This window comes from Salinisphaera sp. T31B1, from assembly GCF_040361275.1.
Taxonomy (GTDB): Bacteria; Pseudomonadota; Gammaproteobacteria; order Nevskiales; family Salinisphaeraceae; genus Salinisphaera.
Genome location: NZ_APNH01000004.1, coordinates 325,839 through 346,860 on the forward strand (window position 1 = coordinate 325,839; position 21,022 = coordinate 346,860).

A 21,022-nucleotide genomic window follows, 5' to 3' on the forward strand; every position below is an offset into this window, starting at 1 on the left:
GAGTTGGTATGAAGATTGTTCGCACCGAAGACCTGCGCGGCACCGACCGTGAAGTCATCAGCGAAGGCGGCTGGACCAGCGTTCGCTGGTTGCTCGCCAAGGACGGTATGGGGTTCTCGTTCCACGAAACCACCTTTCCGCCCGGCCTCGAATTCGACATGTGGTACAAGCATCATCTGGAAGCGGTGTTTTGCTACCAGGGTGAAGGTACCCTCGTGAACCGCGATACCGGTGAAGAGCACAAGATCGAGCCGGGCACCGTGTATGCGTTGGATAACCACGACAAGCACACGCTCAAGGCCAAGACCGAAATGAAGCTGGTCTGCGCGTTCAACCCGCCGGTTACCGGTCGTGAAACCCACGACGCAGACGGTGCCTACGTGCCGCCGAAGGACTAAGTCCTGCTGCGGGCATTTGCATGCTTGCATACGAAGGCCCCGGCGCTGAGCCGGGGCTTTTTTTTTGCGTCGGCAGGGGTGAGTTCGGCGACTGACGGCTCGTCAGCCGGTGTTGCCTCCTCCGCCAAAGCAAGACGGAGCGCCGGCACAGTCCGCCGGCGGTCGGCCCGGGTCGGCAAGGGCCCCATGCAGGTGCCAGCCCGCTCGGGCCACGACTGGCTGTGGCGCATGGCCACCGTAACGGTTAGGCCGTCAGCCCACCCACCAGCGCACCTGCCAACAGCGGCAGGCTCTGGACGACGATGAGCACGAACAGCCCGGCGCCGGCGATTGCGCCGATGATGGGCATCCCGATAAGTGCGGTGCCAAACCCGACCAGGACAAAACACAGTACGGCGGCCGGCAATACGGCGGCCAGCAACCCGCGACCGGCATTGCCTGCGGTGCGTCCCCCCACGAAACCTGCCAACAGTGGGCCGATCAGTGGCAGCCAGAACAGCAGCAGGGAAAGTACCGCCATCCAGATCATGGCCATCACGAGACTGCCTTGCTTCATCTTTTTTGAGTCCTTCAAAACGTTGTGTGCATGGACTGGCCGGCATCAAAGCCGGACAATAGGGCTATTGTCGCAAAGCAACCGAGTCCGCGCATGAACCGCTTCAGCCTGGATCAGTACGAACGTCCGGAACTCGAGCCGCCCGAGCAGGATACTAAATTGCTCATGCATTCCTGCTGTGCCCCCTGTGCAGGCGACGTGTTGGCCGCGGTAAAGGCTTCGGGTATTGATACCACCGTGTACTTCTACAATCCGAATATTCATCCGGTGGCCGAATACGAGATGCGCAAGGCCGAGGATATTCGCTACTGCGAAGAACTCGGCATTCCGCATATCGACGGCGATTACGACACGGACCGCTGGTTCGACCGGATTCGTGGTCTGGAGAACGAGCCGGAGCGCGGGCGCCGTTGTACCGTGTGTTTCGACATGCGGTTCGAACGAACCGCGCTCTATGCCGCTGAGCACGGCTACGGGTTGATCTCCAGTACCCTGGGTATTTCGCGCTGGAAGAACATGGCCCAGATCAACGAGGCCGGCGTACGCGCGGCCGCCCGCTATCCGGATGTCATCTATTGGACCCTGAACTGGCGCAAGGAGGGCGGTGCGGCGCGCATGATCGAGATCGCCAAGCGCAAGGGCTTCTATCAGCAAGAGTACTGCGGATGCGTATACAGCCTGCGCGATACTAATCGGCACCGAAAAACCCGAGGCCGTGAGCGTATCCAGAAAGGGGTCAAATTCTATGGCCGGGAAGCGATTACCGGCACCGCGCCGGGGCGTGGCGAATATCCTACATTGAAGACGCCGGCCGACGACTGATCGGCCGGCATCGAAGGCCTTAACGCATCTTTTGGATACGTTGGGCCAGTTCCGGATTCTGCTGGGCCGCGCGGGCGATCTCGTTGTAATCGGACACCGACAGGTCGTTGTCCTGAACCGCTTCGACCATCTTCTGGTTGGCCTTGTTGCGGTTGGCCATCATCGATTCCTGATCCTGGCTGTTTTTCATCTGCTGCTGGATATCGGCGCGCACCGAACGGACGTCTTGTTGGGCGGCGGCGAACTTTTCCAGTTTCGCGTCGGAGACGTTGGCGGCCGACGTAGCCGGTTGCGGCGTCTGGGTTTGCCCGGATCCGCCGTACGACGACTGGCCGTCCTGAGCGAAGACCGGTGCAGCACAGGCCAGGGTTGCGCCCATGAGCGCCGTCGCAGCGATACGGTTGGCTGAAAGCATGGTGACTCCTTGCTTGAATTAAGTGTCGCGAACGGCAAAAAGCCGTACGCACGATCACCAACGCCGACACGCCGCGATCGGTTCCATGGTTTTTCCGCTCGCATCGAATGTTCCTCATAACGGCTTGGATGGAACCAAACGCGCCAACAGCCGTTGGTAGCGATGTGGACAGTCAACCAACGCCAATGGCGGCCGACCGGGCACCGAGGACGGGCGAGTGATTCAGGCGCACATGATCGAGGCCGAGATTCCGCATTTGCGGCGGTATGCCCGCTCGCTATTGCGCGGCCATCGCGAAAGTGCCGACGACCTGGTACAGGACACGCTCGAGCGCGCCTGGAGCAAGCGCTGGCTATGGCGGCCGAGCGGCCGCTTGCGCAGCTGGCTGTTCCGGATTCTTTACCGGCTGTATCTCGACCGCATGCCGGTCGTCACCGCAGCTCACGGCAATCTGATCGCACTGGATGCAATACGCGAACCAGTCTGCGGCCGGGCGCGGCCGGACAGTACGCTCCACTGTCGCGACGTACTCGACGCCATTGATGCGTTGCCCGACACCCAGCGTGCGGTACTGTTGCTGGTTGCCGTCGAGCAGCCCAGCTATAGCGAGGGCGCTGCCATGCTCGGTATCCGCGTGGGCACGTATCGCTCACGGCTGTCCCGGGCGCGTGAGATGCTCGGCGAACGACTCGAGCTGCGCCCGTCACCCCTATCGGCAAAGGAGGGTCAGCATGGCTGAATCGGACAACCCCGGCATCGATCACGAACGTAGGGTGGCATTCCATACCGGACGGCTCGGCGCCGCGCGGCAGCGGACGGGCGGGTGCCGCTTGCAGCACGATCGGGATGCGACGCATCGCGCCCACCGCGCCGCGGAAGCCGAATGGATCGTGCGCGACCGCTATGCGCCTGTTCTGGACGAGCCCATACCGCGCCGATTGCTTGTCCACGCTCAGCGACGAACGGCCAGTGGGTGGGCGCGTGGCATGGCCACGATCATGGTGGTCGCCACTGCAGCAGGCGGTGGCTGGTGGGTCGGCGCGCAGCGCGAACCCGGTACGCCCTCGGCCGCCTTTGGGCAATTGGTGGTACAGGCCACCCGTGAGCAGTCCTCCACGATGCGCCGAGTGGCCTCGGCCAACATGCCGGCGACCACGGCGTCGCCTGGCGAGCCCGATCTTTCGAGCCATGGGTTCTTTCTGACCCGCCGGCATCAGCTGGCCCAGAACGGGCATCCGATGTCGGAATTCGTCTATCAGGACGACGGTGGACGCACCGTGAGAGTCTATGCCCAGAACATGCAGCCAGGCGTCGGCGCGTCGCCACGCGTGTTCTCGCACGACGGTCTGTCCCTGGCACGGTGGGAGACGGGCGGCTTCAACTATGCGCTGGTGGGCAGTCTGCCGACGTCCGATTTGCAGTCATTGGCCGTTGAGGCCGCACGCGCGGATTCCGATGCGACACACGGTGAGACGACGGGGCAGCCGAAATCCATCCGGCCGCACGCCCCGGAGACAGCCGGAACGGCGACGGTCAATGACGCGCCGCCGGCCAGTGTGGTACCGGCCGGCGCGTCAGCGCCCGGCGCCGGCACGATGTGAGCGCGCTGCGGACGGTTCGTCGGCTGTCGCGGTCGGCCTCGCTAGTAGGCGAATTCGCTGAAGACCGGATCGACCGACTGGCCCCAGCGGCCTTCGTAGAGCGATAGCAGATGCTCGGCCGGGGTCACGCCGGTTTCGGCGATTTCGGCCAGCTGGTTCAGGAACATGCTTTCATCCCGGTCGTGGGCATCCAACCGCGCGCGTCGGGCCAGACCGGCCTGGGCGAGCGCAACGACCTCGCGTGCCAGGTCCTGGAGCGTGCCGCCGCGAAACGGCGTCTTCAGACCCTGGATCGGTGCCTGATCGCGCAGATGATTGCGTTCGGCGGCGGTGAAATCGCGGCACAGCTGCCAGGCGCCGTCCAGCGACTGGCTGTCGTAACACAGGCCGGCCCAGAGGGCGGGCAGCGCGCAAAGGCGCCGCCAGGGGCCGCCGTCGGCGCCGCGCATTTCCATGAAACGTTTGAGCCGGACTTCCGGAAACAAGGTGGTCAGATGATCGTCCCAGTCGGAGAGCATCGGCCGTTCGCCGGGCAGCGCCGGCAACTTGCCGGCCAGGAAATCGCGGAATGACTGGCCCGAGGCGTCGATATACCGGCCGTCGCGATAGACGAAATACATGGGTACGTCGAGCGCGTAGTCGATATAGCGTTCGAAGCCCATGTCGTTGTCGAACACCCAGTCGAGCATGCCGCAACGATCGGGATCGGTATCGGTCCAGATCTGGCTGCGATATGACACGAAGCCGTTGGGCTTGCCGCGGGTGAAAGGCGAATTCGCGAACAGCGCCGTCGCCACCGGCTGCAGTGCGAGACCGACTCGGAATTTCTCGATCATGTCGGCTTCGGAGCCGTAGTCGATATTGACCTGTACGGTGGAGGTTCGAAGCATCATGTCCAGGCCGAGGCTGCCGACCTTGGGCATGTACGCTTTCATGATCTCGTAGCGCTGTTTGGGCATCCACGGGCAGTCCTCGCGAGCCCATTTCGGCTGGAAGCCCAGCCCGATCAGGCCGACGTTCATTTCCTGCGCGACTTCCTTGACCTGTGCCAGATGTGTATGCACCTCGTCGCACGCTTCATGGATGGTTTCCAGCGGCGCGCCGGCTAGCTCGAGCTGGCCACCCGGCTCGAGGGTGATATGGCATCGGCCGAGTTCGAGTGCGATCAGGTGACCGTTTTCGGTCATCGGCTGCCAGCCAAAGCGGGTGAGCTTGTCGAGGAACGCCTCGATGCCGCGTTCACCGTCGAATGGCAACGGGCGCAGGGTCTCGCGATCGAAAACGAACTTCTCGTGTTCGGTGCCCAGCCGCCAGCGGCTCGGCGGCTTGCAGGCATTTTCGAAATATTCGACCAGCTGGCGCCGGTCGGTGATCGGCGCGCCGCCGGATTGCGATGGAGCGGACATGGGTTCTCCAATCAGGCACGGCGCCCGGGTCTGCCGGCGCTGCGTGCTGCAGTCTGAATTTGCTGCATGGTAACTTTAAACGATCGTTTTCGGGATGGTTGTCTCATGCAATCAATAATTTCGAGTACCGAGCCCGGCGTGTATGCGCCCCGGCAGCGCGCTGTGACCAGGATGGAATGCGCATGAGCTACACGCCTGCGCTGTCGCAGCGACTGGATCGTTACCTGCGTCTGACTCGTCTGGATCGGCCGATCGGCATCTTTCTGGTGGTATGGCCGATGCTCTGGGCGCTGTGGCTGGCCGCCGGCGGTCTGCCCGATCCATGGGTATTGCTGGTATTCGTGGTCGGGGCGGTGTTGATGCGCTCGGCCGGATGCGTGATCAACGACTACGCGGATCGCCATATCGATGGGCATGTCGAACGGACGCGCGCGCGTCCACTGGCCACCGGTGAAGTATCGTCGGGCGAGGCGTTGACGCTGTTCGTCGTGCTTTGTCTGATGGCGTTCGTTCTGGTGCTCACCCTCAACGGCCTGACTATCGCCATGGCGTTCGTCGGCGCGGCGCTTGCCACGCTCTATCCGTTCACCAAGCGGGCGACGCACTGGCCGCAGATGTTTCTCGGCGCCGCGTTCGGCTGGGCCGTGCCGATGGCGTTTGCCGCCCAGGCGGGATACGTGCCATTGGGCGGCTGGATCCTTTTTCTGGCCACGCTCATCTGGGCACTGGTCTACGACACGTTCTACGCGATGGTCGATCGCGACGACGATCTGAAAATCGGGGTGAAGTCCACGGCCATACTGTGGGGCCGCCACGACCGAGCCATCATCGGCGTGTTCCAGTGTCTATGGTTGGCGCTGCTCGTGGGGGTGGGGCTGTCGTTCGCAATGGGGCCGGTGTTCTATTGCGCGCTGGTATTGGCGGGTGCGACCGCGATTTATCACCAGTGGCTGGCCCGGCATCGCGATCGGGCGGGATGCTTCAAGGCGTTCATGCACCACAACGTACTCGGTGGCGTGGTGTTCGCCGGCATTGTGATCGATCTGGCGTTTCGCTAGCCTGCGCCGTCGCCCGACCACGCCCAGCGAGCCTTTCGCATGACCCAGATTCGTATTCTGCACCACGGCGTGTTCGCCTGCTTCGATGCCGGATTGACCGACGCCGACGGCGCGCTGGCCAATGTCGAAGTCTCGGCGGTCGCCTGGGATGGACGCCATCTGGTGATGGCCAGCGACAAGGACGTTCCGGGCGACGATCGCTCGGCGGTGTTCGCCGTGGAGTGTGTGGACGGTCGGCCGGCGCCGGACACCCTGCATTTCTATAACGCGCCGCTGATCAGCGGCGCGCGCAAGTACGAGGACTTTGCGCTGACCGTTGCCGGCCACCATCTGGTGGCCACCACCGGCTTCGATCGTATCGACAACGCGTCGGCCGAGCTAGACCACTACAACCGACTGCTGGTATGGCCGGTCGGCCAGCCTGACGCGGTTCGCCTGGTGGCTGATCGTACGGCCGATGGCGTTCGCAGTTCGGCCAACCTGCGTGCCGATCTCGAGACCGCGCTCGGCGCGCCGTACTACAAGGTCGAGGGCCTGGCCGCGATCCCGGCCGCCGATGGCGGCGATGACGAGCTGGCGTTCGGTATCCGTGAAGTCGGATGCGATCACGAGCATTTCGACTATGTCTGTCGCGTAGTCGCCGCGCCGTATCGTATGGCGGACGACGAATTGGTGTTCACTGGCCCATTCCGCGTCATCTATGAATTCGAGCCCGCGCGATGGACGGGCGTACGTTTCGATGTCGGCCTGTCCAGTCTGGAGTACGACCCGAAGCGCGGCCTGATCTATTTCCTGACGAGCTTCGAGGTAGAAGACGCACGGGGCGAGCAGCGTATCGGTGCTTATCTCTGGCGGATGACGCTGGCCGATTTCCATGCCGGCCTGGACCCGGAACTGGTGATGGCCGAAGACGGCAGCGTGTTCGAGTTCACCAACAAGGCTGAAGGCGTGGCGGTGCTCGATGACAACAGGCTGTTCGTGGTCTACGACCCCGATCGGGTGAAGGCGCTGGCCGACGAGCACCCCCGCGATCGCCGGGAGGCGCACGAGGCGCCATACACGCTGCTTGCCGTGGACTGAACGATTTCGCGACCAAGGCTGATTTCAATGACGAACGACGAACTCATCGCACGTGATCTGCAGGTGGTGTGGCATCCCTGCACGCAGATGAAAGACACCGAAGCGCTTCCGCCCATCCCGATTCGCCGCGGCGAGGGCATCTGGCTCGAGGATTTCGATGGCAACCGTTATATCGATGCCGTGAGTTCCTGGTGGGTCAATATCTTCGGGCATGCCAACCCGGCGATCAACGACCGTATCAAGAGCCAGCTCGATACCCTCGAACACGTCATGCTGGCCGGCTTCTCGCACGAGCCGGCGGTGGCGCTGGCCGAGCGGCTCGTTCAGGCTACCCCGGCCGGGCTGACGCGCGCCTTCTACGCCGACAATGGCTCGGCTGCCGTGGAAGTCGCGCTGAAGATGAGTTTTCATTACTGGCGCAATACGGGGCATGGCGAGAAGACCCGCTTCATCAATCTGTCGAACAGCTATCACGGCGAGACCTTGGGCGCCTTGGCTGTAGGCGATGTCGATCTTTACAAGAAAACCTACGAGCCGCTTCTGCTCAAGCCGCTGACGGCTCGCTCGCCGGACTGCTACCACCGGGATGCGGGGGTGAGCTGGGAGGCACACAGCCGCGCCGTGTTTGCCGACATGGAGGCATTGCTGGCCGAGCATGCCCACGAAACCTGTGCGGTGATCGTGGAGCCGTTGCTGCAGTGCGCCGGCCATATGCGCATGTACCATCCGGTGTATCTCGAACTGCTGCGCGAGGCCTGTACGCGCCACGGCGTCCATCTGATCGCCGACGAGATCGCGGTGGGTTTCGGTCGAACGGGTACGCTGTTCGCCTGCGAACAGGCAGGGCCTGAGGGCGAGCACCGCGGCATCACGCCGGACTTCATGTGTCTGTCCAAGGGCCTGACCGCGGGTTATCTGCCGTTGTCGATCACCATGACCACGGACGACATCTATGAGGCGTTCTACGACGATTACGCGAATCTGACGGCATTTCTGCACTCGCATTCCTATACCGGCAATCCGCTGGCCTGTGCCGCGGCGCTGGCGACGCTCGACGAATTCGAGCGTCGCGACCAGATCCATTCCAACCGGGCCCTGGCACGGGCGATGGGTGAATCGGTCGCACCGTTGGCCGATCATCCGAACGTCGCCGAGGTCCGCCAGACCGGGATGGTGCTGGCCATCGAGATGGTCGCGGACAAAGCCACCCGGACACCGTTCGACTGGCGCGAACGACGCGGACTGGCTGTCTATCGATATGCCTTGAGCCAGGGCGCACTTCTGCGGCCGCTGGGCGACACGATCTACTTCATGCCGCCTTATGTGATCACCCCCGATCAGATCGCGCATCTTGGCCGTGTGGCCGCCGAGGGCATCGAACGCGCCGTCTCGACTTGAAACGCCGTCGCTGCTAGCCTGAGAGCCACGTTGCCGGCCGATATACAGGGCCGGCCCAACCGATTGTTCCCGGAAACGGTCGCCATCGAGGCGGCCGTTTTATTTTTGAGAACCGAATCCTTGCAGGGTGGATACGATGGACAGAACACCGTTGACCCAGACCGGCGCTGACGCGCTGCGCGACGAACTCAAGAAGCTCAAGAAAGTCGAACGCCCGCGGATCGTGGCCGCGATCGAGGAAGCGCGCGCACACGGCGATCTGAAAGAGAACGCCGAATACCATGCGGCCAAGGAAGAGCAGGGTTTCAACGAAAGCCGTATCGCCGAGATCGAGAGCAAGCTGGCTACCGCCCAGATCATCGACGTGGCCAGAGTCGGCGCGCAGGCCAATGGGCGAGTGGTGTTCGGGGCTACGGTCGACCTGGCCGACGAGGACTCTGGCGACGAACTGACCTACAAGATCGTCGGCGAGGACGAGGCCGATATCAAGAATGGCATGCTCTCGTTCGCCTCGCCCATCGCACGGGCCCTGATCGGCAAGACCGAAGGCGACGTGGTCGATGTGGATGTGCCCAGCGGCAAGCGCACGCTCGAGATCGTCGAGGTGCGCTATATCTGAGGTGCGCGGCGCGCCTTACCGTCGGCGTTTCGGCGCGGCCTTCTTCTCGGGCTTGTCGGCGTCCGGGTTGGGGCGATAAAGCGTGGCGGTACGGCCGATCTGTTGAACACAGGCTGCGCCGAGGCTATCGCAGGCGGTGGCCACGTCGGCACGAACGCCTGCCTTGTCATCGGCCGCGAGCTTGATCTTGACCAATTCGTGATCGACCAGTGCGCGCTCGATCTCAGCGAGCACCGGCTCGCTGAGACCGGCCGCACCGGTCTGCACGATCGGCTTGAGGTGATGCGCCTGTTTTTTCAGGGCGCGGCGAGTATCCGCATCGAGCGATAGCGACATGTATAGATCGGCCTGGTCGTTGGGCTGGTAACGCGAGGCAGTATACGGCTCATGAGCAAACGCAGCGACACACGACGCTGGTTGGACAAGCATCGTAGCGACCCGTACGTGAAGGCCGCCCAGAAGGACAATTACCGGTCGCGAGCGGTTTACAAGCTCGCGGAAGTCGACGAACGCGACCGACTGCTGGCCGGTAAGCGCTGCATCGTCGACCTGGGGGCCGCGCCCGGCGGCTGGAGCCAGTATTGCCGCCGCGCCCGGCCGACCGCGCGTATCGTGGCCCTGGACCGCCTGCCCATGGATCCGATCGAGGGCGTGGAGTTCTTGCAGGGTGATTTCGCCGAACAGGCGGGTCTGGACGCGCTGGCGAAAGCACTGGGAGACGATCGCGTAGACCTTGTACTTTCCGACATGGCCCCCAATCTCACCGGAATCATGGTGGCCGACCAGGCCGGCGTGATGCAGCTGGCCGAACTGGCGCTCGCGCTGTGCGATCAGGTGCTGGTCGGCGGCGGAGATCTCCTGATCAAGGTGTTCCAGGGCGAGGGATTCGACGAGTTGCTACGCGACATGCGGGGCCGATTCGGCAAGGTGGCGGTTCGCAAGCCCAAGGCTTCGCGGGATGCCAGCCGTGAAATGTATCTGCTGGGCAAGGGCTGGCGTACATGACCGATGCATGATGCACCGCGGGCCGGGCCCCGGTTTGTTTATACTGTGACGAACAAGACACGCACGAAGTATTCACACGACCGCACGTGCCGCGGTCGAGGACGACGATCTTGAACGAATTAGCTAAGAATCTGCTGCTGTGGGTCGTGATTGCGCTGGTGCTGATGAGCGTGTTCTCCAGCTTTGCGCCATCGACGAGCAACGCCAACGAGATCCCGTACTCGCAGTTCCTCAGCCAGGTCGAAGGCGGCAGCGTCTCGCAGGTGCACATCGAGGACCAGCGGATTCGCGGGCAGCTCAAGTCCGGTCAGAAATTCGCCACCTATAGCCCCGAGTCCGACAACAAGGCGATGATCGGCACCTTGATGGATAACAAGGTCGAGATCACCGGCGAGCCGCCGGATCAGGGTTCGTTCCTCAAGCAGATCCTGATCTCGTGGTTCCCGTTCCTGCTGCTCATCGGCGTGTGGATCTATTTCATGCGGCAGATGCAGGGCGGTGGCGGCGGCCGGGGGGCGATGTCCTTCGGCAAGTCCAAGGCGCGCATGATGGCGGCCGATCAGATCAAGATCACGTTCGCCGATGTGGCCGGCGTCGAGGAAGCCAAGTCCGAAGTCCAGGAGCTGGTCGAGTTCCTGTCCGATCCGGGCAAGTTCCAGAAGGTCGGCGGCAAGATTCCGCGTGGCGTTCTGATGGTCGGCTCGCCGGGTACTGGCAAGACGCTGTTGGCGAAGGCGATCGCGGGCGAAGCGGGTGTGCCGTTCTTCTCGATCTCGGGATCCGACTTCGTCGAGATGTTCGTCGGCGTGGGCGCCTCGCGTGTGCGAGACATGTTCGAGCAGGCCAAGAAGCAGTCGCCGTGCATCATCTTCATCGACGAGATCGACGCCGTCGGCCGTCAGCGCGGCGCCGGTCTGGGCGGCGGTCACGATGAGCGCGAGCAGACCCTCAACCAGCTGCTGGTCGAAATGGACGGCTTCGAGGGCAGCGAGGGCGTGATCGTCATCGCTGCCACCAACCGGCCGGACGTGCTCGATCCGGCGTTGCTGCGTCCGGGCCGTTTCGATCGTCAGGTCGTGGTGCCGCTGCCGGATGTGCGCGGTCGCGAGCAGATCCTCAAGGTCCACATGAAGAACGTGCCGATTCACGACAATGTGAAAGCGTCGATCATTGCCCGCGGTTGCCCGGGTTTCTCCGGCGCGGACCTGGCCAATCTGGTCAACGAGGCCGCGCTGTTCGCCGCCCGGGCCAACAAGAAGACCGTCACGCAGGAAGACTTCGAGCGCGCCAAGGACAAGATCATGATGGGCGCCGAGCGCAAGTCCATGGTCATGACCGAGGACGAGAAACGCCTGACGGCCTACCACGAGGCCGGTCATGCGATCATCGGCCTCACCGTGCCGCAGCACGATCCGGTGCACAAGGTGACCATCGTGCCGCGTGGCCGGGCGCTGGGCGTGACCATGTTCCTGCCGGAAGAGGATCGCTACAGCTATTCCAAGCAGCGCTTGATCAGCCAGATCTGCACGCTCTACGGCGGTCGGCTGGCCGAGGAGATCATTTTCGGCAAGGAGGCTGTCACCACGGGCGCGTCGAACGATATCGAGCGGGTCACCGAGATCGCTCGGAACATGGTCACCAAGTGGGGTCTGTCGGATCGCCTGGGTCCCATCGCATACGATACCGAGGACAGTCAGCCGTTTTTGGGCAAGTCCGCTAGCCAGTCCAACGGGATTTCGGACGAGACCGCCCACGCCATCGACGAAGAGATTCGCTCGATCATCGATGGCTGCTACGAACGTGCCAAGCAGATCCTCGAGGACAATATGGACAAGCTCCATAACATGTCCGATGCGTTGATGAAGTACGAAACGATCGATCGCAAGCAGATCGACGAGATCATGCAGGGCCGCGAGCCGGGCCCGCCGGAAAGCTGGAACGACTCGGATCCGTCGGGTCCGGGCAGCAGTGGTGGCGCCTCCGGTGTCGACGCGACCGACGGTCAGGCGTCGCCGAGCGGCGAAACGGACAAGACGGGTGGCGAAAAAGGCGTGCCCAGTCCCGCGCATCATCGTCAGTCCTAGCGCACCGCACTATGGACAGGGCCGGCAGCCTGGGCTGTCGGCCTTTTTTTTGCACGTTCGGAGCTGCCACGCATGATCGTCAGCAACCCGCCGACCGCGTCGACGCCCGTGTTCGGGTCGGCGCGACGCGTCTGTGATCTGTCCCGTCCCGTGGTCATGGGCATCGTCAATGTCACGCCGGATTCGTTTTCCGATGGCGGGGCGTATGTCGATACTGCGGCCGCGGTCGCGCACGCCCTGGCGTTGATCGACCAGGGCGCGGCCATCGTGGATATCGGCGGTGAATCGACCCGGCCGGGCGCTGAGCCGGTCGACGAGGAGGTCGAATGCGCGCGCGTGGTGCCGGTGATCGAGGCATTGCGCCGACAAAGCGATGTGTTCATTTCCGTGGACACGCTCAAGCCGGGTGTGATGCGTGCGGCCTGCATGGCTGGCGCGGACATGGTCAACGACGTGAATGCTCTACAGGCGCCCGGCGCGATCGATGCGGTGCGCGAGACCGGCGCGGCGGCGTGTCTGATGCATATGCAGGGTCAGCCGCGCACCATGCAGCAGGCGCCCGTCTACGGCGACGTGGTGGGCGAGGTGGCAGGGTTTCTGCGTCAGCGCGTGGCCAGCTGTTTCGAAGCCGGCATTGCACGCGAGCGGCTGTGTATCGATCCCGGTTTCGGCTTCGGCAAGACGTTGGACCATAATCTGGCACTGCTTCGCGAACTGGATCGGTTCACTCACGGCGACCGCCCGGTGTTGGTCGGGGTGTCGCGCAAGTCGATGTTCGCCCGTCTGCTCGATACCCCGTCGATGGACGCCCGTATTCACGCCAGTGTCGCCGCGGCATTTTGGGCAGCGACGCGCCAGGCGCGTATTATTCGCTGCCACGACGTGGCGCCGACCGTGCAGGTGCTCAGGCTGGCGCAGGCGCTCGGACCACACGAAACGTTCAGAACAGGACAATAAGTTGGCGCAACGTTATTTCGGGACCGATGGCATCAGGGGCGAGGTCGGCCAGGCGCCGATGACGCCCGATTTCGCGCTCAAGCTTGGCTGGGCCGCCGGCCGCGTGCTTGCGCGCAGGCGCGGCGAACGCGGCGTGCCAGACACCGCGCGCGAGCGTCCACAGGTGCTTATCGGTAAGGACACCCGCTTGTCAGGCTACATGTTCGAGTCCGCCCTGGAAGCCGGGTTTGCCGCGGCTGGCGTCGATGTGTTGCTGGTCGGCCCGATGCCGACGCCGGCGGTGGCCTATCTGGCCCGAACATTCCGGGCCGCCGCGGGCGTGGTGATCAGTGCCTCCCATAATCCATACCATGACAACGGCGTGAAATTCTTCTCGCATTTCGGCCAGAAGCTGGACGATGCGTTGGAGGCCGAGATCGAAGCGCAACTCGATCGGCCGTTGGAATGCGTGGCCTCCGATCAGCTCGGGCGCGCGCGGCGTGTGGAGAGTGCGCCGGGGCGATATGTCGAGTTCTGCAAATCCACGGCGCGCTTCGAGAACGGGGGGCTGTCCGGCTTCAAGATCGTGCTCGACTGCGCGCACGGCGCGACCTACCACGTGGCACCCGACGTCTTCCGCGAGCTGGGTGCGTCGGTCGAGGTGATCGGCGATCGTCCGGATGGGCTGAATATCAACCGCGACGTGGGTTCCACGCATCCGCGCGGACTGGTCGAGGCCGTCCGTGCCGGCGGTGCCGATGTCGGCATCGCGCTCGACGGCGACGGCGATCGCTGCATCATGGTCGACCATGAGGGCAGTATCGTCGACGGCGATCAGATTCTTTATGTCATTGCCAATGCGCGTCGCGCAGGCGGCGATCTCGCCGGGCCCGTGGTCGGCACGCTGATGAGCAATCTCGGACTGGAGCTGGCGTTCCGCAAGGACGGCGTCGACTTCGAGCGTGCCAAGGTCGGCGATCGCTATGTGTTCGAACGCCTCAAAGCGCGCGGCGGGATCGTTGGCGGCGAGTCCTCGGGGCATGTGTTGTGTCTCGACCGGGCCACCACCGGAGATGGTATCGTCACCGCGCTCCAGGTTCTGGCGGCAATGGTCGCGAGCGGGCAGAGCCTCGAACGACTGATAGCGCCCGTCGACAAATGTCCACAAACGCTCATCAACGTGCGTATCGGGCGGGGCACGGCCGATACGGTCATGGCCGATCCCCGGGTGGATGCATCGATACGTGATGTCGAACACACCCTCGGCGAGGCGGGTCGGGTATTATTGCGCCCCTCGGGCACCGAGCCGCTGCTGCGGGTCATGGTCGAAGGGCTCGACGGATTGGCCGTTGAAGAGTGCGCGAATCGCCTCGCAGATACCGTTCGGCAGGTGGTTGGACACGGCGCGTAGGCGCTGGACGCAGCGGTAAACGAACAGGCAAGGGAACAGCATATGACGCGCAGGATGATGGTCGCCGGCAACTGGAAGATGAACGGCAGCGCTGCTGCGGTGGATCGTTTTGCCGAAGAGATATCGACAGCGGTCGACGGGCTGGCCGCGCAGCTGCTGATCTGCCCGCCGGCGGTCTATATCGAGCGTCTCGGCCGTCAGGTGTCGGGCGTCGCAGTGGCCGTGGGTGCGCAGAATGTGGCGGCCGAGCGTGAGCCCGGTGCGTTCACGGGCGAGACCAGTGGCGAGATGGTAGTCGACGCGGGCGCGACCTACGCGATCGTCGGCCACTCCGAGCGCCGCGCGCTGTACGGGGAAACCGACCAGGTCGTGGCCACGAAAGCCAATGCGGCCGCTGCTGCGGGCCTGGTGCCGATCATCTGTGTGGGTGAGACGCTCGAGCAGCGCGAGGCAGGGCAGGCCGAGGCCGTGCTGGCTGCTCAGCTCGATGCTTTGTTCGATCACGCCGATCAGGACACCTTGTCGATAGCCGTGATCGCTTACGAACCAATTTGGGCAATCGGTACGGGTCATTCAGCCACGCCGGATCAGGCGCAGGAAATTCATGCGTTTATCCGGTCACACATCCGAGACAGGAATGCTACAATGGCGGAATCGGTTCAGCTGCTTTACGGCGGTAGCGTGAAGCCCGATAATGCCGCGGCGCTTTTTGCCGGGGCAGATGTCGACGGGGCACTCGTCGGCGGCGCTTCGCTCAAGGCCGATTCATTTTTGGACATCGCCCGCGCGGCCGGTTAGGCTCGCGGTCGATTTAAGGCCCTAGTATGGTTTATACAATTCTGGTCATCGTCCAGGTCGTCATTGCGCTCGGCTTGATCGGGCTGATTCTCGTTCAGCACGGCAAGGGTGCTGATGCGGGTGCGGCTTTCGGTAGCGGTGCATCGGGTACGGTTTTTGGCGCCAAGGGGTCGGCGAACTTCATGACGCGGGCGACCGCGGCATTGGCGACCGTGTTCTTTGCGATCAGTCTTACGCTGGCGTATCTGATCAATGGCGTGAGTACGCCGACCGGCAGCGTGACCGACCAGATGAACCAGGAGGCGCCGGGTTCGTCGCTGCTTTCCGACAGCGATAACAACGGCGTGCCTGGTGACGAACAGATTACCGGCGAGCAGCGCGCTCAGAACAGCGAGCGACGCGCTGCTGCCGAGAATGCTCAGGACAACGGTCAGGCCGGCGGCGACTCGGCCGGCTCGCAATCAACTGGTGGCACGGGCGACGACGCCGGTGCTTCCGAACCCGGTGCGCAGATCCCAGACTAGGGGCGCCCGGGCAAGTCATGCCGACGTGGTGGAATTGGTAGACACGCTATCTTGAGGGGGTAGTGGCGAAAGCTGTGCCGGTTCGAGTCCGGCCGTCGGCACCATACAATCGGGGTAAGAGGCACGCCAGCGGCGAAATGCAAGTCACGATACGCAAAGGGCTTGATCTGCCCATCGAAGGTGCGCCGAACCAGATCATCGAAGATGCGGCGCCGGTTACTCGGGCTGCCGTCGTCGGTCTGGATTACCATGGGATGAAGCCCACCATGCTGATCGCCGAGGGTGATCAGGTGGCGCTGGGTCAGCCGCTTTTCGAAGACAAGAAAACGCCGGGCGTGTTCTACACCGCGCCAGCTGGCGGCGAGGTTGTCGCGATCAATCGTGGCGCCAAACGTGTCCTGCAGTCGATCGTTATTCGTGTCGCCGGTGACGAGCTCGACGGTCAGCGTACGTTCGAATCGCATGCCAGTGATTCGCTGAGCGGACTGTCGTCCGCGACCATCGAGAAGACGCTGCTTGATTCCGGTCAGTGGACCGCGCTTCGGACGCGTCCCTTCTCCAAGGTTCCTGCGCCGGGCACTCGGCCCCACGCAATATTCGTTACCGCCATGGACAGCAATCCGCTGGCCGCGGACCCTTCCGTTGTTATCAACGAGCGCCGCGAAGCGTTCGTCGACGGCCTGCAGGTGCTGGCGCGTCTGACCGACGGGCCGGTGTATGTCTGCAAGGCGCCGGGCGCCGATATCCCGAGTGCCGCGGGCGATCGTTTCGTGGTGGCAGAGTTTGGCGGCAAGCACCCGGCCGGTCTCGTGGGTACGCATATCCATCATCTGCACCCGGTCAGCGTGGATGCGCCGGTATGGCATATCGGCTACCAGGATGTAATGGCGTACGGCCATCTGATGACGACCGGTCGGATCGATGTCCAGCGCGTGATCGCACTGTGCGGGCCGGCGGCTGCGAATCCGCGACTGCTTCGTACGCGTATGGGTGCGAGTACGGACGAATTGCTCAACGGTGAGGTCGAAGGGCCCGAAGTGCGCGCGATTTCCGGTTCGGTTCTGTCAGGACGGCGGGCAGCAGAGTGGGGCTCGTATCTGAGCCGCTACGATACGCAGCTCACCCTGTTGCCGGAAAGCCGGGAAAGGCCGTTCATGGGCTGGCTGATGCCGGGCCGTGACCGGTTCTCGAAGATCAACGTCTTCGTGTCGAGCCTGCTCAAACCGTCGCGGTATCGGTTCAATACCTCGCAGAACGGCAGTGCTCGCGCAATGGTGCCGATCGGTAACTACGAGGAAGTAATGCCGCTCGATATCCTGCCGACCCAGTTGCTGCGCGCGTTGCTCGTGCGGGATACCGATACAGCCCAGGCGCTGGGGGCAACAGAGCTCGACGAAGAGGATGTCGCGCTGCTGTCGTTCGTCGATGTGGCGAAATACGATTTCGGCCCGCACCTGCGTGCGACGCTCGAGATCATCGAACGCGAAGGTTGATATGGCCGGTCTGAGACATACCCTGGATCGCTTGCACCCACTGTTCGCCAAGGGCGGGCGCTATGAGCGCTTCTATGCGCTCTACGAGATGGTGGATACGTTCCTCTATTCCCCGGCGGATACGACCCGGGCGGCACCGCATGTGCGCGACGGCATTGATCTCAAGCGGGTGATGATCTATGTCTGGCTGGCGACGTTTCCGTGTATCTTCATGGCCTGCTGGAATACCGGTTTCCAGGCGAATCTGGCCATGGGGCAGATGGGTGTTTCCACGGTCGACAACTGGCGCCAGCTGCCGTTGCAGCTGATGGGCGTGTCGCACGACCCCCAGAGTTTCTGGGATAACTTCGTGCTCGGCTTCTGGTATTTCGCACCCCTGTATTTCGTGACTTTCGTTGTCGGCGGCCTCTGGGAAGCGCTGTTCGCGGCGGTTCGCAATCACGAGATCAACGAAGGCTTCTTCGCCACTTCGATTCTCTACACGCTCACGTTGCCGCCGGCGCTGCCTTTATGGCAGGCGGCGCTGGGCATCAGCTTTGGCATCGTGGTGGGCAAGGAGGTCTTCGGCGGCACCGGCAAGAACTTCCTCAACCCGGCGCTGACTGGTCGTGCATTCCTGTTCTTTGCCTTTCCGGCTTACATGTCGGGCGATAGCGTATGGACGGCGCTGGACGGTTGGTCCGCGGCCACGCCGTTGGGCCTGGGCGCGACCGATGGCATGAGTGCCATCACGAGCCAGATCACCTGGTGGGATGCGTTTGCCGGCGATATCCAGGGCTCGATAGGCTCGACGTCTACACTGGCGATTCTGCTCGGCGCCGCGTTCTTGCTCTACACACGCGTCGCGTCCTGGCGAATCATGGCCGGCTGTGTCGGTGGCCTGGTTGCAGTGACCCTGCTGTTCAATCTGATCGGCAGCGAAAGCAACCTCATGTTCGCCATGCCGTGGTACTGGCACCTCGTGATCGGCGGGTTCGCCTTCGGTGCGGTATTCATGGCCACGGACCCGGTCAGCGCCGCGATGACCAACACCGGCCGGCTCATCTACGGTGGTCTGATCGGCGTCATGACCGGTCTCGTACGCGTGATCAACCCGGCGTTTCCGGAAGGCATCATGCTCGCGATTCTGTTCGGTAACATCTTCGCGCCGCTGATCGACTATTTTGTGGTGCAAGCGAATGTGCGTCGCCGTCAGAAGCGTCTGGCCAGTCGTCGGGCCGGGTCGCCGGAGACGGCGGGTCAGGACACCGTGGCCGCGGAGTAAATCATGCCCGGAATCATCAGTTTCTCCCGTGACGGCGTCGGCTATATCGTAGTAGTCGCACTGGCTGTCTGTCTGGTCTGCTCGGTACTCGTGGCCTCCGCGGCGACGTTTTTGAAGCCGCTGCAGACGGTCAACGCCAAGGCGGACCGGCGCAGCAACATCCTCGACGTCGCGGGCCTGCCGACCGGGCCCGATGTCGACGTCAACGCCGTGTTCCGCGACCGGATCGACTTGCGTGTGGTGGATCTGGCCACGGGTGAGTATGCCAAGGACGTCGACGTGTCCAAGTACGACCAGCGTGCTGCGGCCTCGGACCCGGATAAGAGCATCAAGATCGCGCCGAGCGACGATATTGCCGATATCAAGCGACGAGCCAAGTATGCTGAGGTCTATCTGGTACACGACGAGCAGGGCAAGCTGAGCCGTATCGTGCTGCCCATCCACGGATACGGCTTGTGGTCCACGATGTACGGATTCCTCGCCCTGGAGCCCGATGCCAACACGGTAGACGGCATCAAGTACTACGAGCAGGGTGAAACGCCGGGTCTTGGTGGTGAGGTGGAGAACCCGCGCTGGCGTGCCAAATGGGACGGCAAGCAGATCTATGGCGACAACGGCGATGACGTCCGGCTGAGCGTGATCAAGGGCAGCGTGGGCGCGAATACGCCCAACGCGGAGTACAAGGTCGACGGCCTGTCCGGGGCTACGCTGACCAGTCGCGGTGTCTCGAACATGATTCATTACTGGATGGGTGAGAACGGTTTCGAGCCCTTCCTCAAGAATATCCGGAGCGGCAAGCTCGCCGCGGAGGGTTAGTCGTTATGGCACAGAGTCAGGCAATGAAGGTGTTGACCGAACCGCTGGTCAACAACAATCCCATCGCACTACAGATCCTCGGTATCTGCAGTGCACTGGCGGTTACCAATCAGGTTGCGACCGCGTTGCTGATGAGTGTCGCACTCACGGCGGTCACCGCATGCTCGAACTTCTCGATCAGCCTGATTCGGAATTTCATTCCCTCGAGTATCCGCATCATCGTGCAGATGACCATCATCGCCTCGCTGGTCATCGTGGTCGACCAGTTGCTCAAGGCGTTTGCGTTCGATCTGGCGAAGTCCATGTCGGTGTTCGTGGGTCTGATCATCACCAACTGCATCGTCATGGGCCGGGCCGAGGCGTTCGCGATGAAGGAGCCGCCGGGTCTGGCGTTTCTGGACGGCATCGGCAACGGGCTCGGTTACAGCCTGATCCTGATCCTGGTAGGCACGATTCGTGAACTGTTCGGTTCCGGTTCGATCCTCGGTTATCAGATCTTTACGCTGGCCAGTGCCGGCGGCTGGTATGTGCCGCTGGGCATCATGCTGTTGCCGCCGAGCGCGTTCTTCATCATCGGCTTTCTCATCTGGGGTCTGCGCAGCTGGAAATCCGAGCAGGTCGAACAGGCCGAGTATCAGATCCATCAGGTGCATCGCACCGAAGTGGTTTAAGCGCGCCCGCGTTTAATCGGAGAGTCGCATGGAAGACTATCTCAGTATTCTGATCAAGTCGGTTTTCATCGAGAACCTGGCGCTCGCGTTCTTTCTCGGCATGTGCACGTTCCTGGCGCTGTCCAAGAAGATCTCGACGGCCATCGGTCTCGGTATTGCCGTGATCGTGGTCCAGGGGCTGACCGTGCCGGTCAACAATCTGATCTATCAGCATCTGCTCAAGGACGGCGCGCTGGCCTGGGCCGGTCTGCCCGATGTGGATCTGAGCTTCCTCGGACTGATCAGCTACATCGGCGTGATTGCCGCCATTGTCCAGATTCTCGAAATGTTTCTGGATCGCTTCATGCCGGCGCTGCACAGCGCGCTGGGTATCTTCCTGCCGTTGATCACGGTCAACTGCGCAATCATGGGTGGCTCGCTATTCATGGTCGAGCGCGACTACGGTTTCGGCGAGAGTCTGACCTACGGTTTCGGCAGCGGCATCGGGTGGGCCCTGGCGATTGCGGCTCTGGCCGGCGTGCGTGAGAAGCTCAAGTACTCGGACGTGCCGGAAGGGCTTCAGGGTCTGGGCATCACCTTCATCACGGTCGGCCTGATGTCGCTCGGGTTCATGGCTTTCTCGGGCATTCAGCTTTAAGGACCACGATCTTGCGAAAACGAGACAACC

23 protein-coding genes and 1 tRNA gene are annotated in these 21,022 nt (G+C 62.9%); 20 read left to right on the top strand and 4 right to left on the bottom strand.

The features are described 5' to 3' along the window. Positions 1 to 8 precede the first annotated feature (8 nt). Positions 9 to 398, top strand: a complete 390-nt coding sequence (locus T31B1_RS16210) for an ectoine synthase (RefSeq protein WP_353250568.1) — start codon at positions 9 to 11, stop codon at positions 396 to 398. Between the two features lie 244 nt (positions 399 to 642). On the opposite strand, the gene T31B1_RS16215 is transcribed toward T31B1_RS16210, so the two are convergent. After that, a complete protein-coding gene (locus tag T31B1_RS16215; protein WP_353250569.1) occupies positions 643 to 954 on the bottom strand; it encodes a hypothetical protein in 312 nt (103 codons plus the stop codon). Positions 955 to 1,047: 93 nt separating this feature from the next. On the opposite strand from T31B1_RS16215, the gene T31B1_RS16220 reads away from it, so the two are divergent. Beyond that, positions 1,048 to 1,776 carry an epoxyqueuosine reductase QueH gene (locus tag T31B1_RS16220; protein WP_353250570.1) on the top strand — a complete coding sequence of 243 codons (729 nt, stop codon included), beginning with the start codon at positions 1,048 to 1,050 and terminating at the stop codon, positions 1,774 to 1,776. A gap of 19 nt (positions 1,777 to 1,795) precedes the next feature. On the opposite strand, the gene T31B1_RS16225 is transcribed toward T31B1_RS16220, so the two are convergent. Further along, positions 1,796 to 2,191 carry a DUF4168 domain-containing protein gene (locus T31B1_RS16225; RefSeq protein WP_353250571.1) on the bottom strand — a complete coding sequence of 132 codons (396 nt, stop codon included), beginning with the start codon at positions 2,189 to 2,191 and terminating at the stop codon, positions 1,796 to 1,798. A 217-nt stretch (positions 2,192 to 2,408) separates the two neighbouring features. On the opposite strand from T31B1_RS16225, the gene T31B1_RS16230 reads away from it, so the two are divergent. Together T31B1_RS16230 and T31B1_RS16235 are read left to right on the top strand one after the other, a co-directional pair. Then, complete coding sequence (locus tag T31B1_RS16230) at positions 2,409 to 2,930, top strand: RNA polymerase sigma factor (RefSeq protein WP_353250572.1); 522 nt, start codon at positions 2,409 to 2,411, stop codon at positions 2,928 to 2,930. Next, a complete protein-coding gene (locus T31B1_RS16235) occupies positions 2,923 to 3,792 on the top strand; it encodes an anti-sigma factor (protein ID WP_353250573.1) in 870 nt (289 codons plus the stop codon). The genes T31B1_RS16230 and T31B1_RS16235 overlap by 8 nt, the downstream gene beginning before the upstream one ends. Before the next feature lie 41 nt (positions 3,793 to 3,833). Here T31B1_RS16235 and T31B1_RS16240 read toward each other — a convergent pair whose 3' ends face one another. Then, a complete protein-coding gene (locus T31B1_RS16240) occupies positions 3,834 to 5,198 on the bottom strand; it encodes a glutamate--cysteine ligase (protein ID WP_353250574.1) in 1,365 nt (454 codons plus the stop codon). A gap of 200 nt (positions 5,199 to 5,398) precedes the next feature. On the opposite strand from T31B1_RS16240, the gene ubiA reads away from it, so the two are divergent. The 4 genes from ubiA to greA all read left to right on the top strand — a co-directional run bounded on the left by ubiA (position 5,399) and on the right by greA (position 9,353). Continuing rightward, positions 5,399 to 6,256 carry a 4-hydroxybenzoate octaprenyltransferase gene (gene ubiA, locus T31B1_RS16245; RefSeq protein WP_353250699.1) on the top strand — a complete coding sequence of 286 codons (858 nt, stop codon included), beginning with the start codon at positions 5,399 to 5,401 and terminating at the stop codon, positions 6,254 to 6,256. 39 nt (positions 6,257 to 6,295) lie between these two features. Then, positions 6,296 to 7,336: a hypothetical protein gene (locus T31B1_RS16250; RefSeq protein WP_353250575.1), complete on the top strand. Its 1,041-nt coding sequence runs from the start codon at positions 6,296 to 6,298 to the stop codon at positions 7,334 to 7,336. A gap of 27 nt (positions 7,337 to 7,363) precedes the next feature. Beyond that, on the top strand, positions 7,364 to 8,734 hold the full coding sequence (locus T31B1_RS16255) for an adenosylmethionine--8-amino-7-oxononanoate transaminase (protein ID WP_353250576.1): 1,371 nt from the start codon (positions 7,364 to 7,366) through the stop codon (positions 8,732 to 8,734). Between the two features lie 136 nt (positions 8,735 to 8,870). Beyond that, positions 8,871 to 9,353 (top strand): transcription elongation factor GreA, encoded by a 483-nt coding sequence (gene greA / locus T31B1_RS16260; protein WP_353250577.1) that lies wholly within the window; start codon positions 8,871 to 8,873, stop codon positions 9,351 to 9,353. 15 nt (positions 9,354 to 9,368) lie between these two features. Here the strand turns inward: greA and T31B1_RS16265 are convergent, their stop codons facing one another. Further along, positions 9,369 to 9,689, bottom strand: a complete 321-nt coding sequence (locus T31B1_RS16265) for a YhbY family RNA-binding protein (protein WP_353250578.1) — start codon at positions 9,687 to 9,689, stop codon at positions 9,369 to 9,371. A gap of 51 nt (positions 9,690 to 9,740) precedes the next feature. On the opposite strand from T31B1_RS16265, the gene T31B1_RS16270 reads away from it, so the two are divergent. The 12 genes from T31B1_RS16270 to nqrE all read left to right on the top strand — a co-directional run bounded on the left by T31B1_RS16270 (position 9,741) and on the right by nqrE (position 20,992). Continuing rightward, positions 9,741 to 10,358, top strand: a complete 618-nt coding sequence (locus T31B1_RS16270) for an RlmE family RNA methyltransferase (protein WP_353250579.1) — start codon at positions 9,741 to 9,743, stop codon at positions 10,356 to 10,358. 110 nt (positions 10,359 to 10,468) lie between these two features. Then, entirely contained in the window at positions 10,469 to 12,442 is a 1,974-nt protein-coding gene (gene ftsH / locus T31B1_RS16275) for an ATP-dependent zinc metalloprotease FtsH (RefSeq protein WP_353250580.1), read from the top strand. A gap of 72 nt (positions 12,443 to 12,514) precedes the next feature. After that, positions 12,515 to 13,399 carry a dihydropteroate synthase gene (folP, locus tag T31B1_RS16280; protein WP_502951012.1) on the top strand — a complete coding sequence of 295 codons (885 nt, stop codon included), beginning with the start codon at positions 12,515 to 12,517 and terminating at the stop codon, positions 13,397 to 13,399. Between the two features lies 1 nt (position 13,400). Next, on the top strand, positions 13,401 to 14,789 hold the full coding sequence (glmM, locus tag T31B1_RS16285; RefSeq protein ID WP_353250581.1) for a phosphoglucosamine mutase: 1,389 nt from the start codon (positions 13,401 to 13,403) through the stop codon (positions 14,787 to 14,789). A gap of 42 nt (positions 14,790 to 14,831) precedes the next feature. Continuing rightward, positions 14,832 to 15,587 carry a triose-phosphate isomerase gene (tpiA, locus tag T31B1_RS16290; protein WP_353250582.1) on the top strand — a complete coding sequence of 252 codons (756 nt, stop codon included), beginning with the start codon at positions 14,832 to 14,834 and terminating at the stop codon, positions 15,585 to 15,587. Positions 15,588 to 15,613: 26 nt separating this feature from the next. After that, complete coding sequence (gene secG, locus T31B1_RS16295; RefSeq protein ID WP_353250583.1) at positions 15,614 to 16,111, top strand: preprotein translocase subunit SecG; 498 nt, start codon at positions 15,614 to 15,616, stop codon at positions 16,109 to 16,111. A gap of 19 nt (positions 16,112 to 16,130) precedes the next feature. Next, positions 16,131 to 16,215, top strand: a tRNA-Leu gene (locus T31B1_RS16300). Positions 16,216 to 16,248: 33 nt separating this feature from the next. Further along, positions 16,249 to 17,604, top strand: a complete 1,356-nt coding sequence (locus tag T31B1_RS16305) for a Na(+)-translocating NADH-quinone reductase subunit A (RefSeq protein WP_353250584.1) — start codon at positions 16,249 to 16,251, stop codon at positions 17,602 to 17,604. A 1-nt stretch (position 17,605) separates the two neighbouring features. Next, positions 17,606 to 18,868 carry an NADH:ubiquinone reductase (Na(+)-transporting) subunit B gene (locus T31B1_RS16310; RefSeq protein ID WP_353250585.1) on the top strand — a complete coding sequence of 421 codons (1,263 nt, stop codon included), beginning with the start codon at positions 17,606 to 17,608 and terminating at the stop codon, positions 18,866 to 18,868. 3 nt (positions 18,869 to 18,871) lie between these two features. Then, positions 18,872 to 19,684: a Na(+)-translocating NADH-quinone reductase subunit C gene (locus T31B1_RS16315; RefSeq protein WP_353250586.1), complete on the top strand. Its 813-nt coding sequence runs from the start codon at positions 18,872 to 18,874 to the stop codon at positions 19,682 to 19,684. Between the two features lie 5 nt (positions 19,685 to 19,689). Continuing rightward, the gene (locus T31B1_RS16320) at positions 19,690 to 20,355 is read left to right on the top strand and encodes an NADH:ubiquinone reductase (Na(+)-transporting) subunit D (RefSeq protein ID WP_353250587.1); all 666 of its coding nucleotides are present in this window, start codon (positions 19,690 to 19,692) and stop codon (positions 20,353 to 20,355) included. A 28-nt stretch (positions 20,356 to 20,383) separates the two neighbouring features. After that, a complete protein-coding gene (nqrE, locus tag T31B1_RS16325; RefSeq protein WP_353250588.1) occupies positions 20,384 to 20,992 on the top strand; it encodes an NADH:ubiquinone reductase (Na(+)-transporting) subunit E in 609 nt (202 codons plus the stop codon). Positions 20,993 to 21,022 lie beyond the last annotated feature (30 nt).

Excerpts from the sequence above, each read along its gene's own strand:
- T31B1_RS16240 (WP_353250574.1), bottom strand. The coding sequence starts at position 5,198 with ATGTCCGCTCCATCGCAATCCGGCGGCGCGCCGATCACCGACCGGCGC.
- T31B1_RS16210 (WP_353250568.1), top strand. The coding sequence starts at position 9 with ATGAAGATTGTTCGCACCGAAGACCTGCGCGGCACCGACCGTGAAGTC.
- nqrE (WP_353250588.1), top strand. The coding sequence starts at position 20,384 with ATGGAAGACTATCTCAGTATTCTGATCAAGTCGGTTTTCATCGAGAAC.
- folP (WP_502951012.1), top strand. The coding sequence starts at position 12,515 with ATGATCGTCAGCAACCCGCCGACCGCGTCGACGCCCGTGTTCGGGTCG.
- T31B1_RS16215 (WP_353250569.1), bottom strand. The coding sequence starts at position 954 with ATGAAGCAAGGCAGTCTCGTGATGGCCATGATCTGGATGGCGGTACTT.
- T31B1_RS16315 (WP_353250586.1), top strand. The coding sequence starts at position 18,872 with ATGCCCGGAATCATCAGTTTCTCCCGTGACGGCGTCGGCTATATCGTA.
- greA (WP_353250577.1), top strand. The coding sequence starts at position 8,871 with ATGGACAGAACACCGTTGACCCAGACCGGCGCTGACGCGCTGCGCGAC.
- T31B1_RS16270 (WP_353250579.1), top strand. The coding sequence starts at position 9,741 with ATGAGCAAACGCAGCGACACACGACGCTGGTTGGACAAGCATCGTAGC.
- tpiA (WP_353250582.1), top strand. The coding sequence starts at position 14,832 with ATGACGCGCAGGATGATGGTCGCCGGCAACTGGAAGATGAACGGCAGC.
- T31B1_RS16320 (WP_353250587.1), top strand. The coding sequence starts at position 19,690 with ATGGCACAGAGTCAGGCAATGAAGGTGTTGACCGAACCGCTGGTCAAC.
- T31B1_RS16310 (WP_353250585.1), top strand. The coding sequence starts at position 17,606 with ATGGCCGGTCTGAGACATACCCTGGATCGCTTGCACCCACTGTTCGCC.
- T31B1_RS16250 (WP_353250575.1), top strand. The coding sequence starts at position 6,296 with ATGACCCAGATTCGTATTCTGCACCACGGCGTGTTCGCCTGCTTCGAT.
- T31B1_RS16255 (WP_353250576.1), top strand. The coding sequence starts at position 7,364 with ATGACGAACGACGAACTCATCGCACGTGATCTGCAGGTGGTGTGGCAT.
- T31B1_RS16305 (WP_353250584.1), top strand. The coding sequence starts at position 16,249 with ATGCAAGTCACGATACGCAAAGGGCTTGATCTGCCCATCGAAGGTGCG.
- T31B1_RS16265 (WP_353250578.1), bottom strand. The coding sequence starts at position 9,689 with ATGTCGCTATCGCTCGATGCGGATACTCGCCGCGCCCTGAAAAAACAG.
- T31B1_RS16225 (WP_353250571.1), bottom strand. The coding sequence starts at position 2,191 with ATGCTTTCAGCCAACCGTATCGCTGCGACGGCGCTCATGGGCGCAACC.
- T31B1_RS16220 (WP_353250570.1), top strand. The coding sequence starts at position 1,048 with ATGAACCGCTTCAGCCTGGATCAGTACGAACGTCCGGAACTCGAGCCG.
- T31B1_RS16235 (WP_353250573.1), top strand. The coding sequence starts at position 2,923 with ATGGCTGAATCGGACAACCCCGGCATCGATCACGAACGTAGGGTGGCA.
- secG (WP_353250583.1), top strand. The coding sequence starts at position 15,614 with ATGGTTTATACAATTCTGGTCATCGTCCAGGTCGTCATTGCGCTCGGC.